Here is a 14,948-nt window from a genome sequence, read left to right as displayed (position 1 = left end):
GGGAGTCCGGACACGAAAATCCTGGTCATGGGTCACTGTTGATACGCCGCAATTTGTTATCAGCTCTACGGATGCCTGCGCCGCTTCGTCCAGAAGCATATTGAGAATGGCTTTCGATGTGTCGTTACAGAACAGCTGGCCAAGGGTTTTCTCGTGGTAGGAAATACCGTGCTTTCTCACCAGCTCAATGAAGTCCCACTGAGTATAACGGCTCAATGCCGATCTGCAGAAATGGGGATTGGCAGAGAGAAAATGATCCGGCTCCACATACAGGTTCGTGAAATTACAGCGTCCACCACCCGACATTAGGATCTTCTTGCCCGCTCTATTGGCGCGCTCCAGTACCAGAACCCGTCGTCCCCGCCGACCCGCCACAATGGCGGACATCAGACCGGCAGCACCGGCACCGATAACAATCACATCCCACTGGTTCAAAATTTTGCCTGTAAAAATCCACCAGGCACGCATTCTATCGACCGCCGACTGCAGGTACTATAGCGACCCGTGGCAAGCAACGTTGTTATCCAACCAATCTGTCGAGCGAAAGCCTATGTTTAAAGTAAACGAGTATTTTGGTGGCAAGGTAGTCTCCATCGGCTTCCAGACCGAAACCCTGCCTGCCACAGTGGGTGTTATGGCACCCGGTGAGCACGAGTTCTGTCCCGACAAAAAGGAAACCCTGACAGTGGTCAGCGGTGTACTGACAGTAAAACTGCCCGGGCAGGATGACTGGCAGACCTTCAAACCCGGCGATAGCTTTGAGGTGCCGCCAGACAGTGCCTTTCAATTAAAGGTGACCGTGGATACGGCTTATCTGTGTACCTACGAATAATGTACTAAAGAAATTTCCTGACATACCAGCAGGTAGCCTGAATACCCAACATCTGCTGGTTGGCCCAATCAAGACCAACCTTTACCAGCTTCTCGGCGTACCCTTCGCCACGGTACTCATCGGGCACATAGGTGTGGGTGAAGTCCACTATCCCATCGGACAAGAGACGATAAGACAAGACCGCTCGCCCCCGCTCAAGATCGATAAAAAAACACTGCTCGCCAACATTGTGTTGGACCTCTTCTTTGAACGACACGCGATATTGATCTCAGTACTCACTCATCAACAATGTCCTGACCAGCAATAATTTCTGCAGGCGGGGGAGTTTCTTGATCGCTGCCTCCCTTTTTGAGGCAGCGCTCCGGTCACTGGCTTTCTCCGTATAGACAACCCTGACCGGCTGTCGCCCCCGGTGAAAATATCGGGCTCCACTCTTGCCTGTCAGATGGGCCCGAAAACGCCGGGTGATATTGGTAGTAATGCCGGTATAAAGTGAGCCATCGCTGGCTTCAATCATGTAGACAACCCAATCGTCTTGCGTCATGAAGCAGCGGTCAATGTCTCACCGCAATCACGACAGCGATAGCGTACCTCACCCCGCTGAACAATATTGTGACGACGGGTAGCCAGTTGGTGGGTGGAACACTCGCAGCGGTAAGCAAAACGTCGCTGGCGACGCATCGGGATACCGGCCAGATCAAAACTCCCGGTGGCACGGGGTTCGACACCGAACGCGTTCATAATCCCGCGCCACTGAACACCATGGGGCCGCACCTTGCCGAGGCCGTGCAGACAGTCCACCAGATAGTGGGCCACTTCATGGGGCACAGTCACCGCCAGACTATCATCAAAATATTTGGCAAAAATCCACGGGTTATAGCGGATAACCTGCTGGGTGTCCCTGACCCGATACATCCCTGCTGTACCGCCGCTCAAATCGAAAACCACCGGTATCTCGGCAAACTTTTGTCCAAACAGTTTGCTGCCGCGCTGGATGAAACCAGCCGTCCTCTCCACAACCTGAAGACGCTGTCGCTCACTGATCGGGGTAATATATTTCATCCGCACAGTATAGCCGCAAACCGTCTCAGGCTATAATCGGACCATGATTTATGACCTGCACAGCCACACCAACTGCTCCGATGGCACACTCTCACCCGCAGAACTGATGGCCCTCGCAGCTCGGGCGGGCGTCGATGTGCTGGCGGTTACCGATCACGACAGCACTGCCGCCTGGCAACAGCTGGAACTTTGCAAAGCCCAGTCCATTCAGGTAATTCCGGCCGTGGAATTTTCCAGTCAATGGCGCAAGATCGGGGTACATATTCTGGGCCTCAACGTGGCTATCAATAGTGAGGCACTGAAGACCGGTGTCGCGTTTCAGCAACAGGCGCGCCGACAGCGGGCCGAGCGTATTGCCGAGAAGCTGCATCAGGCGGGATTGGCCGACACCCTGGCAGGCGCTGCAGCCATTGCCGGCAATGACAATCTGGGCCGCCCCCATTTCGCCCAGCATCTGGTAAATATCGGGGCCGTTGGCAATTTCAGGCAGGCGTTTAAAAAATACCTGGGTGCCGGGAAACCGGGCGATGTAAAACAATGCTGGGCGGAAATCCCGCAAATAGTGTCGTGGATCCGGGACTCAGGCGGCACGGCTGTGCTGGCTCACCCAATTAAATACGACCTGACCCGCACCAAACTGATCGCATTGATAGATGATTTTATCGCTGCAGGTGGCCAGGGTATGGAGGTGGTGTCCGGCAAGCAGATGCCCAACACCACCAGGGATCTGGCAGTTATCTGCCAGCAAAAACAACTTCTCGCGTCCTGTGGCTCTGACTTCCACCAACCGGGACAACCCTGGGCAGAGCTCGGGTGCTTCCCACCGCTGCCAGAACAGTGTCAGCCAGTTTGGCAACACTGGTAACATGGGCAGATCTGTCAGCAACAAAGCGAGCCCCGTGAATAAAGCACCTACCAAATCCCAACTTCGCCGACAACTGCAACAACAGGTAGAAAACTACCTTCGGCAAGGTGGTGAAATACAACAAATCCCCCGCGGCATCAGCGGTCGGGAAAACCCTTGCGAGAATTTACCCACTGCTTTTTTCAACCAGCCAAAGGCCGAACGAACCCCTGTGCCTGAAGTGTTAGCAGCTCTGGATGCCCGTCGCCAAAAAAAATCACCCTCGAACAAAACCACCAGAAGCCGACCAAAAGAAACCATTATTTACGATGATTTTGGCGAGCCAATCCGGCGTATTTGGCAGGACAAGTAGCGTCGTCCAGCCAATTCGTGGAGTAAGCCATCTCATCCGAGTTCAGTTACCATAAAAAAGCCGTCAACCGGAAACAGGGGCGTCATCATGAAATTGCTTTTCATACTGATACTAACTCTACTGAACCTTACTCAGGCACATGCTGGCAAGCTGTCAATCAGCGATATTCAACCACCGGAAACCCTGGTGAATATCCATGTGGAAAAATTGAGCAGTGACCAGCACGCGACGGATTTCATCGTGTTCGTGAAACAGTTTGTGCCCTTGCACAAACATCTCACCCATACAGAAACGATTTATATCCTCGAGGGAACCGGCTTGATGCGACTGGGTGAAGAGGAATTCCCAGTGGGCTCGGGGGATTTTATCAAGGTGCCCGAGGGGACGCCCCATGGAGTAAAAACCACATCATCAGTCCCCCTGAAAGTGCTTTCGGTGCAGGCGCCGGAATTCCTGGGTGACGACAGAGTGTTTCTGGAATAGCCGCATTGAACACTGCCAGATAAAAGCACAACTTTTTCAGTCACTATCTGGTCACCGACAGCAGATAGCCCCCAGCGGCAGGTTAAAAAAATCCCCTGGGAAAATTGGCCTTTGCTGTGACCCAGCCTATACAATCCCCGGACTAGAATAATAGCGATAAAAAAATGGGGAGAAAATATGGCAATCAAAACTGCCTGGTTGCATCGTGCACCCCAAAATTCTGTACGCCGCAAAAGTTACGCACCCTTCATAGTACTCTCTTTGTTGGCCAGCTTTGCCACATTACCGGCCAACGCCGGGCTAAAAGCTGCGCACAGCGATACGCTCTGGGTGAGTCTAGGTGGTGGCCTGCGTATGCAACATACCACCAGAAACAGTGCAACTGACGGCAGCAATGAATTCACGATGGACAGTATGCGACTGTATGTCGCCGGACAGCTCAGCGAACACATCAAATTCAGCATCAACACCGAGAAGTATGAAGGTGATTCCGTCATGTTCATTGATGCGATTCTGCAGTTTGATCTCGATCCGAAGTTTAATCTCTGGGTCGGTCGCACCCTGGTCCCCACCGACCGGCCGGGTCTGAACGGCCCCTATACCGGCATGAGCTGGAATCAGTATCGCCAGCCACTGTTCCCTGCAGATTACGATGGACCCGCCGGACGCCTCGGGCGCAGCGAGGGCGCGCTGGTCTTCGGCGCCATTGATAAAATACAGTATCTGGCGGGTATTTTTGAGGGCACCGATGACTATGGCAATACGGATGATCATCTGCTGTATGCAGGCCGCATTGCCTATAATTTCCTCAATGTAGAGCCACTGGTAGGGTATTACACGGCGGCCACACACTTTGGCAAAGCCGGGGACTTGCTGACGGCAGCGCTGACATTCCAAAGCCAGAAAGATAGCACAGGCAGCAAACAGGATCCCGGCGACTTTACCGGCTTTGCCTTTGATATCTTTTCCGAAACAGTGTTGGAAAATCGGGGGGTGGTGACCTTTGAGGCAGGCTACAAGAATATGGACGGAGACTTCACATTTGCTTCACCACCCGTTGATGGGTTGGAGGAATGTTTCTGCCTGTTCAAGGGTGATTCTTACTTTGCTACGGCGGGGTACCTATTTCCACAAAAAGTTGGCCTGGGACAATTCCAGTCCTACGCACGCTATATGAAAAATGACCCGGATGATGCCGATACCAGCGATACGACCGAATGGGGGCTGAATTACGTCATCAACGGCTACAAGGCGACTGTCAACCTGCACTATGTCACCGGAGATGCCAATGCCAGCGGATATGCTGGCACGGACGTCGACATCGCTTCACTGGGGTTAATACTGCAATACTACTGATCAAGCTGCATCTCAGGCTATTGGAGCCGAGTATCGTCAAATTGATCAGCGCCTTTTTCCGATACCCGAGGATACCAACTCAGTGATGGTGACCACCGGCGCCATGGGCGTGCCCATGACCAAGTTCATCCTGAGTTGCTTTGCGGACATCAATGATCTCCACATCAAAGGTCAGGGTTTTACCCGCCAGCGGGTGGTTGGTGTCAATGTCGACGTTGAATTTGCCGACTTTAACCACAGTCACCGGACGCAGTCCCTCATTAGTAACCAGCGGCACGGTCATGCCGGCCTCCAGCTTCCCCTCAAACTTCAGATTCTTGATGGAAACACGCATGACACTTTGTGAGCGCACCCGGCCATAGGCCAGTTCCGGGGGCAGCGTCACGGTGAACGTTTCACCGGTTTCTTTACCCTGCATCGCAGCCTCAAGGGTCTCGATCATGTTGCGGTGGCCATGCAGGTAAGCTGTTGGCTCGCCCTCCCTGGAAGTCTCCACCAAATCACCGGTTTCATCGGTCATGGAATAGTGGAACGTCACCACGCAATTGTCATTTATTTTCATGGTTGGATTACCCTGATTTTTGCAAAGGCCGAATTATGGTGGGCTACGCCTGGGCTGGCAAGACCTGATAAAACCCCTGAGAAGAAGTCACTTTTAAAGGCATGGCAAATAATTCGGAGAGACGCGAATCTGTGAGCAATTGCTCCTTGGCTCCATCTGCTACGATTTCGCCATTGGCCATAAAGACAACACGCTGGATTTCCGGCGGAATTTCATGGATGTGATGAGTGGCTAGCAGAATGGTTTTACCCTTTTTCGCCAACTGCCGGATGACGTCCAGATAATGATAGGTCGCATTCAAATCTAGACCACTGGTGGGTTCATCAAGAATCAGGTGATCCGGGCGATGAATGAGCGCGCGGCCCAACAGGCAGCGGCGCTGCTGCCCGGTCGACATCTGACGGTAGGGACGATTGACCAGTTCAGCCACCCCCAACTCCTGCAATACAACCCTGCCCCGGGATAGTTGCTCCTCCGTGACTTGCTGGTAATGGAACAGGCCAATCGAATTGTGCAATCCGGAGACCACGACGCCCAGACCGCTGACTTCCGGGACAAATCCCTGTTGCAGGTCGGCAGATACGAGACCAATTTTTTCCCTCAACTCCCAGAGCACCGGTCGATCCTGACCGAGTATCCTCACCCAGGAGTCATCCTTCACTACCGGATAGAGCTCCCGGGACAATAACTTCAGCAGGGTACTTTTTCCGGCGCCATTGGGGCCGATAATCGCCGTACTCTGGCCCTGCTCGACCGCCAGCGAAAAATGATCGAAGACTTTTTTATTATCCCGAAATACCGTGGCATTGCGGATATCGAGCAACCGGGGATGTTGCATGGGTTATGTCCATTTTTATGACAGGTGGTTATTTGACGGCTTCGCCTCTGGCCTGCTTGTCGGCGTGATAGGAAGAACGAACCAACGGGCCGGACGCCACCTGACTGAAACCAATTCGGCGAGCGTATTCGGCATACTCGGCAAATTCATCCGGGTGCACAAAGCGGTCTACCGGCAGATGGTTTTTGGAGGGTTGCAAATACTGTCCCACCGTCAGCATATCCACATCGTGGGCACGGAGATCGTCTAGTGTTCTCAGCAGCTCATCCCGGGTTTCGCCAAGCCCCACCATCAAGCCCGATTTGGTGGGAACGCCGAGGTTGAGCCGTTTGTATTCCTGAAGCAGTTTGAGCGACCACCGGTAATTGGCACCCGGTCTCGCTTCGCGATAGAGCCGGGGAACGGTTTCCAGATTGTGATTGAACACATCCGGTGGCGTTGCGGAGAGGATTGCCAGGGCCGGTTCCATACGACCGCGAAAATCCGGTACCAGAACTTCCACTTTGAGGTCCGGACTGAGCAACCTGGACTCACGAATACAGTCGGCAAAATGTTGCGCACCGCCATCGCGGAGATCGTCCCGATCCACCGACGTAATCACCACATAGCGCAACTGCATCTCCTGAATGGCGCGGGCCAGATTAACTGGCTCAGCAGCATCAAGGGGGTTTGGCTTGCCGTGCCCCACATCACAGAATGGGCAACGACGGGTGCAGATTTCACCCATGATCATAAACGTGGCTGTGCCATGACTGAAGCACTCACTCAAATTCGGACAGGCGGCCTCCTCACAGACCGTCGCCAGTGTATGTTTGCGCAGAATATCCTTGATTTCCTGAACCCGGGGCGACGATGACAGGCGAATTCGCATCCAGTCCGGTTTGCGCTGGTAGGTTTCTGTGGGGATGACTTTTACCGGTATTCTCTCGACCTTATCGGCGCTGCGCAGCTTTTCTCCCCGGGCAATACGACGGGTGCGCTGTGGCGGAACTATCTTGACATCGGTCATACGAAATTACTCAAAAGTCCTGGGGGTTATAATAGATACATGCATTTGTCGGCAAACAATTAGCGGTCAATCAACAGCGGGTGTGCCGCTTCTACATGGTGGCTATTGTAACCCAGCTTGACCGTCAAAATATCGGCCAGACGCTCTGCCACTTCCTGAACAGTGACGGGCTCGGCCAGCAAATCGTTCATTTGGGTCATCACCACACCGAGCCCGCAGGGATTAATTCTCGCCCAGGGTGCCAGATCCATGGCCACATTGAAATTGAGGCCGTGGTAGCTGCAACCACGACGAACCCGCAGACCCAGTGAGCCGATCTTGGCTCCGTCATTCAGGTAAACACCCGGCGCATCGGGCCTGGGTGCAGCAGTAATTTCCCAATGGGCAAGGGTGTCCACCATGGCCGCTTCAATCAATGTGACCAGATCGCGAACCCCGATACCGAGCCGACGCAAATCAATCAACAGATAACCGGTGATCTGACCAGGACCGTGGTAGGTCACATGACCCCCACGGTCACTCTGTACAACCGGAATATGGCCGGGCATCAAAATGTATTCCTGCTTGCCCGCCTGCCCCTGGGTAAAGACAGGCTCGTGTTCCAGAAGCCAGATTTCATCGGGGGTCTGATCATCTCGGTCAGCAGTGATCCGCTTCATGGCCTCAAATGTTTGGGCGTAATCACGTCGCCCGAGATAGCGGACGATAAGAGGCAGTGCACTATGTGTGTCCATCAGTGTAATAACCACCGCGAGATCAGTATCTACAGGACCATCTGCACCAGAGGGTTGTCCTTGAGGTCCTCAAAAATGGCCGTCAATTGCGCTTCTCCAGTTGCCGTGATGGTTACGGTGATCGCCTGAAAATTACCATGGCGACTGTCACGAATGGATACAGCTGCCAAATCAAAGCCCGGGGCATGGCGTTCCATGACCTCAATGACAAGGCTGTGCAGGCCCGGCACAGCCCTGCCCATCACCTTTATGGGGTAATCACAGGGAAATTCAATTTTGGGGGCCGACTGTTCAGGCATCAGGAGAACAGTCCCACAAAAAAGAGGGTAATGGCATCCCATAACCGCGAGAAGAAGCCAGCCTCCGCTACGGGACGTTCGGCCACGACCGGCATATCCAGTAACGTCTCACCTTCATAGCTGACACTCAATCGACCCAGCTCCTGAACGTCACTCAAAGGGGCCTTGATAGTTTGATCAACCAGGATTCTGGCTTCGAGTTCATCTCTGGAGCCACGCGGAATGGTCAGATAAACGTCTTCCGGCACGACCAGATTGATACGGTTTTCTTTACCGTACCAGACAGGGGCATTCTCCTGAACAACATCACCTTTGGAATACAGCTGGCCTGTTTCATAGTAACGGAATCCATACGCCAGAAGCTTTTGTGATTCACGTGCCCGGATTTCCTCGCTGCTGGTTCCCATAACCACAGATACAAGCCGCATACCATTGCGAACGGCAGAGGCGACCAGGCAGTAACCCGCCGCCTCGGTATGGCCTGTTTTCAGGCCATCGACTGTGGTATCGCGCCAGAGCAACCGGTTGCGATTGGGTTGCTTGATACCGTTGTAGTCAAAATACTTTTCACTGTAGATACTATAATGTTCCGGATGGTCCCGGATCAGCGCCCTGGCCAACAGCGACATGTCCCTGGCGGTGGTGAGATGTCCCTCTGCAGGCCAGCCGGTAGGATTCACAAAATAGGAGTTTTTCATCCCGAGCAATTTTGCCTGCTGGTTCATCACATCGGCAAAAGCACTTTCGCTGCCCGCCAGATACTCCGCTAGGGCCACCGAGGCATCATTACCGGACTGGATAATCACGCCCCGCAACAAATCGATCAGTGGTACCTGAGTCCCTTCCTGAATAAACATCTTCGAACCACCCATCTGCCAGGCAGTCACACTGATGGGCACCATATCCTCTTCTTTCACCTTGCCATTGTGAATATCTCCAGAGACGATATAACTGGTCATCATCTTGGTCAGACTGGCGGGGGGAACCTGCTCATCGGCATTGTGCTCAACAAGTACTTTTCCAGTATTGGCATCAAGGAGAATCCAGGCGGATGCCGCGAGGTCTGGTGGTGCCGGAATCAGTATTCTGGCTTGAGCAATATTGCCCATAACGATAAACAGCAATCCGACAAAAAAACTTTTTTTCAGCATAACGAAACCGGTTTCCAATATTTTTGGTGAATGCACTGAACGAAAAGCAGGGCAAAAGTCTATCACGCTGCTACCTCTGGCGCAGTGACAGGATCAGTCATAAACAATAAAAGGACTGAGGTTGTCGATCTGCCCCAGGGTCGTTTTCAGATCAAATAATTTCAGGTGATCTGCCACCGGACCCACCAAAACCTTAAACAAAGGCTGCGGTGATGGCTGCTGGCGGATCACTACCGGGTACTCTGTCACTCCCGATAAGCGTTGCGACAGATCAGTGGCTGCTAGCTGGTTACTGAATACCCCCACCTGCAGATAGGCATTGTTGGCCCGGCCGCCGGCATCAACTCTGGCCTCCGGCAGCATGGCCGGACCGGATGCCAATTGTGGCCAAGCCACTGCATTATCTTGATAGTTCGACGGATCAACAACGGATATCTCCACTTTGGCCGTCCCCTGATCTGAATAACCCAGTTTTTTGGCCGCCGCATAGGATAAATCAATCACCCTGTCCCCATGGAAAGGTCCGCGATCATTGACCCGCACAATCACACTGCGGCCATTTTCCAGGTTGGTCACCTTGACATAGCAGGGAATCGGCAGAGTTTTATGGGCTGCCGTCATCTCATACATGCTGTAAATTTCACCGTTTGAGGTCGTGCGGCCATGGAACTTGTTGCCGTACCATGAAGCCAGGCCTCGCTGACGAAACCCTTTGCTTGAAGGCATCACCTGGTAGGTTTTACCCAACACGGTATAGGGACTTTTATTGCCAGCCAGAGTGATCGGTTCATGCCTGGGCACAGCATCCGGCAGGCCACTGACATCGATATCTTTTGGTGGCGGCCCATCACCATAGCCGTAACCGCCAGCGGGACTGGCACCACCCCCTGAACCACCGCAACCCTGAAACAACAATATGCTGCCCAGCAACATTGTAAAAAATAAGGGCTTACAGCTTGTCTTCACTAACCCGCTCCAGTATCTGTTGGCTCAGCTCATGAACCGCCATGGCATAGAGGAGGCTTCGATTATAGCGGGTAATCACATAAAAATTATTCAAACCAAGCCAGTACTCCAAACCATTGTCACCATCGAGTCGGACCGGGATCGCCTTGGCACAACCGCTCAGAGGTACCTCACTGGTGAAACCCATTTCAGCTAACTCATCAACTGTCTTGTCCAGACCGGCCTGATTGAGAAGTGCCTCATCAAAACTTTCTTTCATTCGGGCTCGGGCGACTACTGTTTCACCCATTTTCCAGCCATGCTCCGCAAAATAATTGGCAACACTGCCAATGGCATCAGCTTTATTTTCCCAGATATCGGCAAAGCCATCACCGTCGAAATCCACCGCAAAACTACGGTAACTGCTGGGGATAAACTGACCATAACCCATCGCACCGGCATAGGATCCCATCAGCGTCAGCGGATCCTGGTCCTGCTCTCTGGCCAACAGCAGAAATTGTTCCAGCTGTTTGGTAAAGAAAGGACTGCGGGGCGGATAGTCAAAGGACAGTGTTGCGAGTGCATCAATCACCCGAAAACTTCCCTTGATCCGGCCATAGAATGTCTCCACCCCGATAATGGCCACAATCACTTCCGGTGCGACCTGGTACTGCCTTGATGCCTCACCCAGCACAGCCCTGTTCTTGCGCCAGAAATCAACACCCTCGGTGATACGTTTTTCGGTGATAAAAATCTTGCGGTAGTCTTTCCAGGGTTTGATTTTTTCAGCCGGTCGCTCCATGGCATCAATAATGGTCTGCTTTTTTTCCGCCGCTTCCAACAGGGCATCCACAGAGGCTCCTTCGAAACCATGCTCGGATACCATCCGCTCGGTGAAAATCCTGGCATCCGGATGCTGCAGGTAACTTGCCTGAGCCGATAGGGATAACAGCATTCCGGCTGTAACTGACAACAGTATTTTCATCATTTTTCCACTCCGGGCAGCTTGCCCATGAACCCTGTTAGATCGACCTTTTCCTGTCCGTACTGACGGCCATCAGCATACCAAATCCGAGCATCAGGGTCACAATGGACGTACCACCATAACTCACTAACGGCAATGGCACGCCCACGACTGGCAGAATGCCGGAGACCATCCCCATATTGACAAAAATATAGACAAAAAAAGTCAGTGTAATGCTCCCGGCCAGCAGGCGACCAAACATACTTTGTGCCCACAGAGCGATAAAAATACAGCGACTTATAATCAGTAAATAGAGCGTCCCCAGCAACATGACCCCGATCAGCCCAAACTCCTCTGCCAGCACCGCGATGATAAAGTCGGTGTGTCCCTCTGGCAGAAAATCAAGCTGTGACTGGGTACCCAGCGTCCAACCCTTGCCATCAATTCCACCAGAGCCAATAGCAATAGTGGACTGGATAATATTCCACCCCGCGCCGAGCCGATCTGCCTCCGGGTTAAACAGCGTCAGGATTCTCTGCCGCTGGTAATCATGTAGCATATAAAACCACATTAATGGCAACAGACATACCGCCAATAAAACCGCAAAAACCAGGTAACGCTTCGGCAAGCCCGCCAGGAATAACGCAAAAAAACCGGCAGCGCCGATAAGAACGGCCGTTCCAAGATCCGGCTGCAATCCGACCAGCACGGGCGGAACCAGTATAAAGAGCAGGGCGAAAAAGACGTGCTTGAATTGCGGGGGTATCCCACGCTTACCCAGGTAACTCGCCAACATCAGGGGAACTGCGATTTTAAGAATTTCAGAGGGCTGAAAACGAAACCCTCCAATCTCCAGCCAGCGCTGTGCACCCTTCGCTCCAACACCAAAAAACAACACCCCAAGTAATAATAAAACACCCATAAGATAAGGGAGCCAGGCCCACCGGTCCAGTAATCGTAGAGGGACCTGTGCCACAACCAGCATCACCAGCAACCCGATGCCAAAGTGGATCAACTGGCGATGCACATAGGCAGTATTCTGTCCGCCAGCACTGTATAGGACAATCAGACCCGCTGTGGCCAGCACTGCAAGCAGGCACAGGAGTGGTAGATCCACATGGATACGCTGCCACTGGCTGGGGCCACAATATATCGCCGATCCACCAGACCCCATCCGCCGGACAAAATCACTCTGGCTCATCGGATGCCTCTGACGGATTTTCCGGATACAGTGCCATATAGGCATCCATTATCTGGCGTGCAAGTGGTGCGGCCGTTGAACTGCCATGTTCACCATTCTGGACAATCACCGATACAGCAATCCGTGGCTGCTCCACAGGCGCAAAAGCAATAAACAAAGCGTGATCCCGGTTTCGCTCATTAACCAGCTCCCGATCATATTCTTCATCCTGATTGATACCAACGACCTGGGCGGTACCGGTTTTACCGGCAATATGATAATCGAGATCCTTGTTGATCACCTTGGCAGTACCCCGGAGACCATGTACAACCTCCTGCATTGCCTCGTGAACATAGTCCCAGTGCTGATCCGATGCCTTGATCATACCGGCCGGCGGAGAATTTTCGTTATCACCACGCACCAGTCGCGGGGGCCTTATCTCGCCACGACTGGCCAACCTCGTGGCAGCTACAGCCATCTGCATTGGTGTCACTAGTGTAAAACCCTGACCGATGGATGTATTGACTGTATCCCCCGGGTACCAAGCCAACCCTTTTGCCCCCCGCTTCCAGGCCCTTGAAGGCATGATGCCCGCCCGCTCAGAGGGCATATCCAGCCCGGTTTTATGACCAAAACCAAATCGGGCACCATAAAGCGACATCACGTCAATAGTCATTTTGACACCCACATCGTAAAAAAAGGTGTCACAGGATTGAATGATGGCATCGCTCAAATAAATGTTGCTGCCGTGTCCCCCCTTTTTCCAGTCCCGGTATTTGTGCTCATAGTTTTTCAACTGGTAGAAGCCCGGGTCATAGATACGATAGGCAGGCGTAATCGTGCCACTTCCCAGTGCCGCCAAACCGTAGATCGGCTTGACAATGGAACCGGGGGGGTACTGCCCCTGAAGAACCCGGTCAAACAAAGGCCGATTGATAGAATTGAGCAACGCATTGTAGCTTTCAAAGCTGATCCCGGTAACAAACTCATTGGGATCAAATCCGGGGGTGCTGGCCATGGCGAGCACCCCTCCTGTAGCCACATCAATGGCTACCACAGCACCTCTTCGATCGCCCATGCTCTCGTAGGCAACCCGTTGCAAGCGACTGTCCAGATGCAGATACAAATCCTTACCCGGCTTGGGCTCGACCCGCTCCAGCTGGCGCATAAGCCGTCCCCGGGCATTGGTTTCAACCGTCTGGTATCCTACCTCACCAAGCAATTCATCTTCGTAGAAATTTTCCAATCCGGTTTTCCCAACCACCAACGTACCACTATAACGGACTGAATCGAGTTGCTGTATTTCACGATCATTGATACGCCCCACATAACCCAGTACATGGGCAAGCTCGGCGCCAAGTGGATAATGACGCAGCAGCTGAACGGTGACTTCAACACCAGGCAACCGGTATTCATTGACAGCAAGAATGCCCTGCTCACGCTCACTCAGGTTCAATCTCAGGGGAACAGGTTCATAGGGTCGCTGGCGACGTTGCAGCAGTTTTTGAAAGCGACCCTTATCGGCATCGGTAATCCCCACCAGTTTTTCAAGCTCATCGAGCAATGCGGCAAGATTTTCAACGCGTTCCAGGACAATGGAAAGATTAAAACTGGGACGATTATCAGCCAGCAACACCCCATTTCGGTCAAAAATAAGCCCGCGGGGCGGTGGTACCGGTTCAACCAACAGTCGATTCCGATCAGACAGTGTAACGAAGGCGTCATGTCGCTCAACCTGCAGATGGTAATAGCGCCAGAGCAGTCCACCCAGCAACAACAAAACTACGGCCATGGCAAAGAGCAGGCGACCGGCATAAAGCCGGTAATCCATCAACGGGTTTTTTAGTGCACGGTCATTATGATTCATGGACAGTCATTGTAACCGCATGTCGATAGCAGACCACCGGATTTACTGAATGGTAATAACCATTGTAATCCCCCCATTTTTAACCGCCCGTTTGAGTAGAGAGTTAAGCTGCCTGTAGCAGTTGAGTTGGAGGTATGCCTCCGATAGCCGTGTTTGGCCGTTCGTTATTGTATTGCCAAAGCCACTGGGTCGCTAATAGCTGGGCATGGGCGACGCTGATGAACTCATGCAAATCCAACCATTCATGCCGAGCGGTCCGGTTGAACCGCTCGATGTAGGCATTCTGAGTTGGCTTGCCCGGCTGGATATAGATCAGCGTAATCCGGTTCCTGTTGGCCCACTCTACCAGCGCCTGCGAGATGTACTCTGGCCCATTGTCGCATCGAAGTGCCGCGGGCTTTCCGCGCCATTCAATGATCTGATCCAGTGCGCGGATCACCCGCAGGGCA

General features: G+C 52.8%; 20 protein-coding genes. 5 read left to right on the top strand and 15 right to left on the bottom strand.

Translation table 11 applies throughout. The annotated features are described in order from the left end of the window. A partial coding sequence (locus ACTF5G_RS08465) for an FAD-dependent oxidoreductase (RefSeq protein ID WP_438952383.1) occupies window positions 1-435 on the bottom strand: 435 nt, incomplete at its 3' end. 115 nt (window positions 436-550) lie between these two features. Between ACTF5G_RS08465 and ACTF5G_RS08460 the strand changes: the two genes are divergently transcribed. After that, on the top strand, window positions 551-832 hold the full coding sequence (locus ACTF5G_RS08460) for a pyrimidine/purine nucleoside phosphorylase (RefSeq protein WP_438952382.1): 282 nt from the start codon (window positions 551-553) through the stop codon (window positions 830-832). A 4-nt stretch (window positions 833-836) separates the two neighbouring features. On the opposite strand, the gene ACTF5G_RS08455 is transcribed toward ACTF5G_RS08460, so the two are convergent. The 3 genes from ACTF5G_RS08455 to ACTF5G_RS08445 are packed head-to-tail and all read right to left on the bottom strand — an operon-like array spanning window position 837 to window position 1,894. Further along, window positions 837-1,088 (bottom strand): GNAT family N-acetyltransferase, encoded by a 252-nt coding sequence (locus tag ACTF5G_RS08455; RefSeq protein ID WP_438952381.1) that lies wholly within the window; start codon window positions 1,086-1,088, stop codon window positions 837-839. 12 nt (window positions 1,089-1,100) lie between these two features. Then, window positions 1,101-1,376 (bottom strand): GIY-YIG nuclease family protein, encoded by a 276-nt coding sequence (locus ACTF5G_RS08450; RefSeq protein WP_438952380.1) that lies wholly within the window; start codon window positions 1,374-1,376, stop codon window positions 1,101-1,103. Continuing rightward, window positions 1,373-1,894: a SprT family zinc-dependent metalloprotease gene (locus tag ACTF5G_RS08445; protein ID WP_438952379.1), complete on the bottom strand. Its 522-nt coding sequence runs from the start codon at window positions 1,892-1,894 to the stop codon at window positions 1,373-1,375. The genes ACTF5G_RS08450 and ACTF5G_RS08445 overlap by 4 nt, the downstream gene beginning before the upstream one ends. Window positions 1,895-1,937: 43 nt before the next feature. On the opposite strand from ACTF5G_RS08445, the gene ACTF5G_RS08440 reads away from it, so the two are divergent. The 4 genes from ACTF5G_RS08440 (at window position 1,938) to ACTF5G_RS08425 (ending at window position 4,950) form a co-directional block, all read left to right on the top strand. Then, window positions 1,938-2,759 carry a PHP domain-containing protein gene (locus ACTF5G_RS08440; protein ID WP_438952378.1) on the top strand — a complete coding sequence of 274 codons (822 nt, stop codon included), beginning with the start codon at window positions 1,938-1,940 and terminating at the stop codon, window positions 2,757-2,759. A gap of 34 nt (window positions 2,760-2,793) precedes the next feature. Continuing rightward, window positions 2,794-3,111, top strand: a complete 318-nt coding sequence (locus tag ACTF5G_RS08435; RefSeq protein WP_438952377.1) for a hypothetical protein — start codon at window positions 2,794-2,796, stop codon at window positions 3,109-3,111. A gap of 87 nt (window positions 3,112-3,198) precedes the next feature. After that, on the top strand, window positions 3,199-3,594 hold the full coding sequence (locus tag ACTF5G_RS08430) for a cupin domain-containing protein (protein ID WP_438952376.1): 396 nt from the start codon (window positions 3,199-3,201) through the stop codon (window positions 3,592-3,594). A gap of 177 nt (window positions 3,595-3,771) precedes the next feature. Next, window positions 3,772-4,950 (top strand): hypothetical protein, encoded by a 1,179-nt coding sequence (locus ACTF5G_RS08425; RefSeq protein ID WP_438952375.1) that lies wholly within the window; start codon window positions 3,772-3,774, stop codon window positions 4,948-4,950. A gap of 79 nt (window positions 4,951-5,029) precedes the next feature. Here the strand turns inward: ACTF5G_RS08425 and ACTF5G_RS08420 are convergent, their stop codons facing one another. The 11 genes from ACTF5G_RS08420 to ACTF5G_RS08370 all read right to left on the bottom strand — a co-directional run. Next, window positions 5,030-5,512: an FKBP-type peptidyl-prolyl cis-trans isomerase gene (locus ACTF5G_RS08420; protein WP_438952374.1), complete on the bottom strand. Its 483-nt coding sequence runs from the start codon at window positions 5,510-5,512 to the stop codon at window positions 5,030-5,032. Window positions 5,513-5,555: 43 nt separating this feature from the next. Beyond that, a complete protein-coding gene (locus ACTF5G_RS08415; RefSeq protein ID WP_438952373.1) occupies window positions 5,556-6,350 on the bottom strand; it encodes an ABC transporter ATP-binding protein in 795 nt (264 codons plus the stop codon). Window positions 6,351-6,378: 28 nt separating this feature from the next. Next, window positions 6,379-7,359 (bottom strand): lipoyl synthase, encoded by a 981-nt coding sequence (gene lipA / locus ACTF5G_RS08410; protein WP_438952372.1) that lies wholly within the window; start codon window positions 7,357-7,359, stop codon window positions 6,379-6,381. A 59-nt stretch (window positions 7,360-7,418) separates the two neighbouring features. Beyond that, window positions 7,419-8,093, bottom strand: coding sequence for a lipoyl(octanoyl) transferase LipB (lipB, locus tag ACTF5G_RS08405; RefSeq protein WP_438952371.1), 675 nt, complete (start codon window positions 8,091-8,093; stop codon window positions 7,419-7,421). 29 nt (window positions 8,094-8,122) lie between these two features. Continuing rightward, complete coding sequence (locus ACTF5G_RS08400; RefSeq protein WP_438952370.1) at window positions 8,123-8,392, bottom strand: HP0495 family protein; 270 nt, start codon at window positions 8,390-8,392, stop codon at window positions 8,123-8,125. After that, window positions 8,392-9,543, bottom strand: a complete 1,152-nt coding sequence (locus ACTF5G_RS08395; protein ID WP_438952369.1) for a D-alanyl-D-alanine carboxypeptidase family protein — start codon at window positions 9,541-9,543, stop codon at window positions 8,392-8,394. The genes ACTF5G_RS08400 and ACTF5G_RS08395 overlap by 1 nt, the downstream gene beginning before the upstream one ends. A 93-nt stretch (window positions 9,544-9,636) precedes the next feature. After that, a complete protein-coding gene (locus ACTF5G_RS08390) occupies window positions 9,637-10,509 on the bottom strand; it encodes a septal ring lytic transglycosylase RlpA family protein (protein ID WP_438952368.1) in 873 nt (290 codons plus the stop codon). Next, window positions 10,493-11,476, bottom strand: a complete 984-nt coding sequence (gene mltB / locus ACTF5G_RS08385; protein WP_438952367.1) for a lytic murein transglycosylase B — start codon at window positions 11,474-11,476, stop codon at window positions 10,493-10,495. Before mltB ends, ACTF5G_RS08390 begins: the two co-directional genes overlap by 17 nt. A gap of 34 nt (window positions 11,477-11,510) precedes the next feature. Then, window positions 11,511-12,653, bottom strand: coding sequence for a rod shape-determining protein RodA (gene rodA / locus ACTF5G_RS08380; protein ID WP_438952366.1), 1,143 nt, complete (start codon window positions 12,651-12,653; stop codon window positions 11,511-11,513). After that, window positions 12,640-14,499: a penicillin-binding protein 2 gene (mrdA, locus tag ACTF5G_RS08375; protein WP_438952365.1), complete on the bottom strand. Its 1,860-nt coding sequence runs from the start codon at window positions 14,497-14,499 to the stop codon at window positions 12,640-12,642. The genes rodA and mrdA overlap by 14 nt, the downstream gene beginning before the upstream one ends. A gap of 103 nt (window positions 14,500-14,602) precedes the next feature. Continuing rightward, the coding region (locus ACTF5G_RS08370) for an integrase core domain-containing protein (protein WP_438952364.1) at window positions 14,603-14,948 on the bottom strand (346 nt) is incomplete at its 5' end.

Source organism: Porticoccus sp., from assembly GCF_965660005.1.
Lineage (GTDB): Bacteria > Pseudomonadota > Gammaproteobacteria > Pseudomonadales > Porticoccaceae > Porticoccus.
This window is presented reverse-complemented; position numbering and strand designations above follow the sequence as displayed.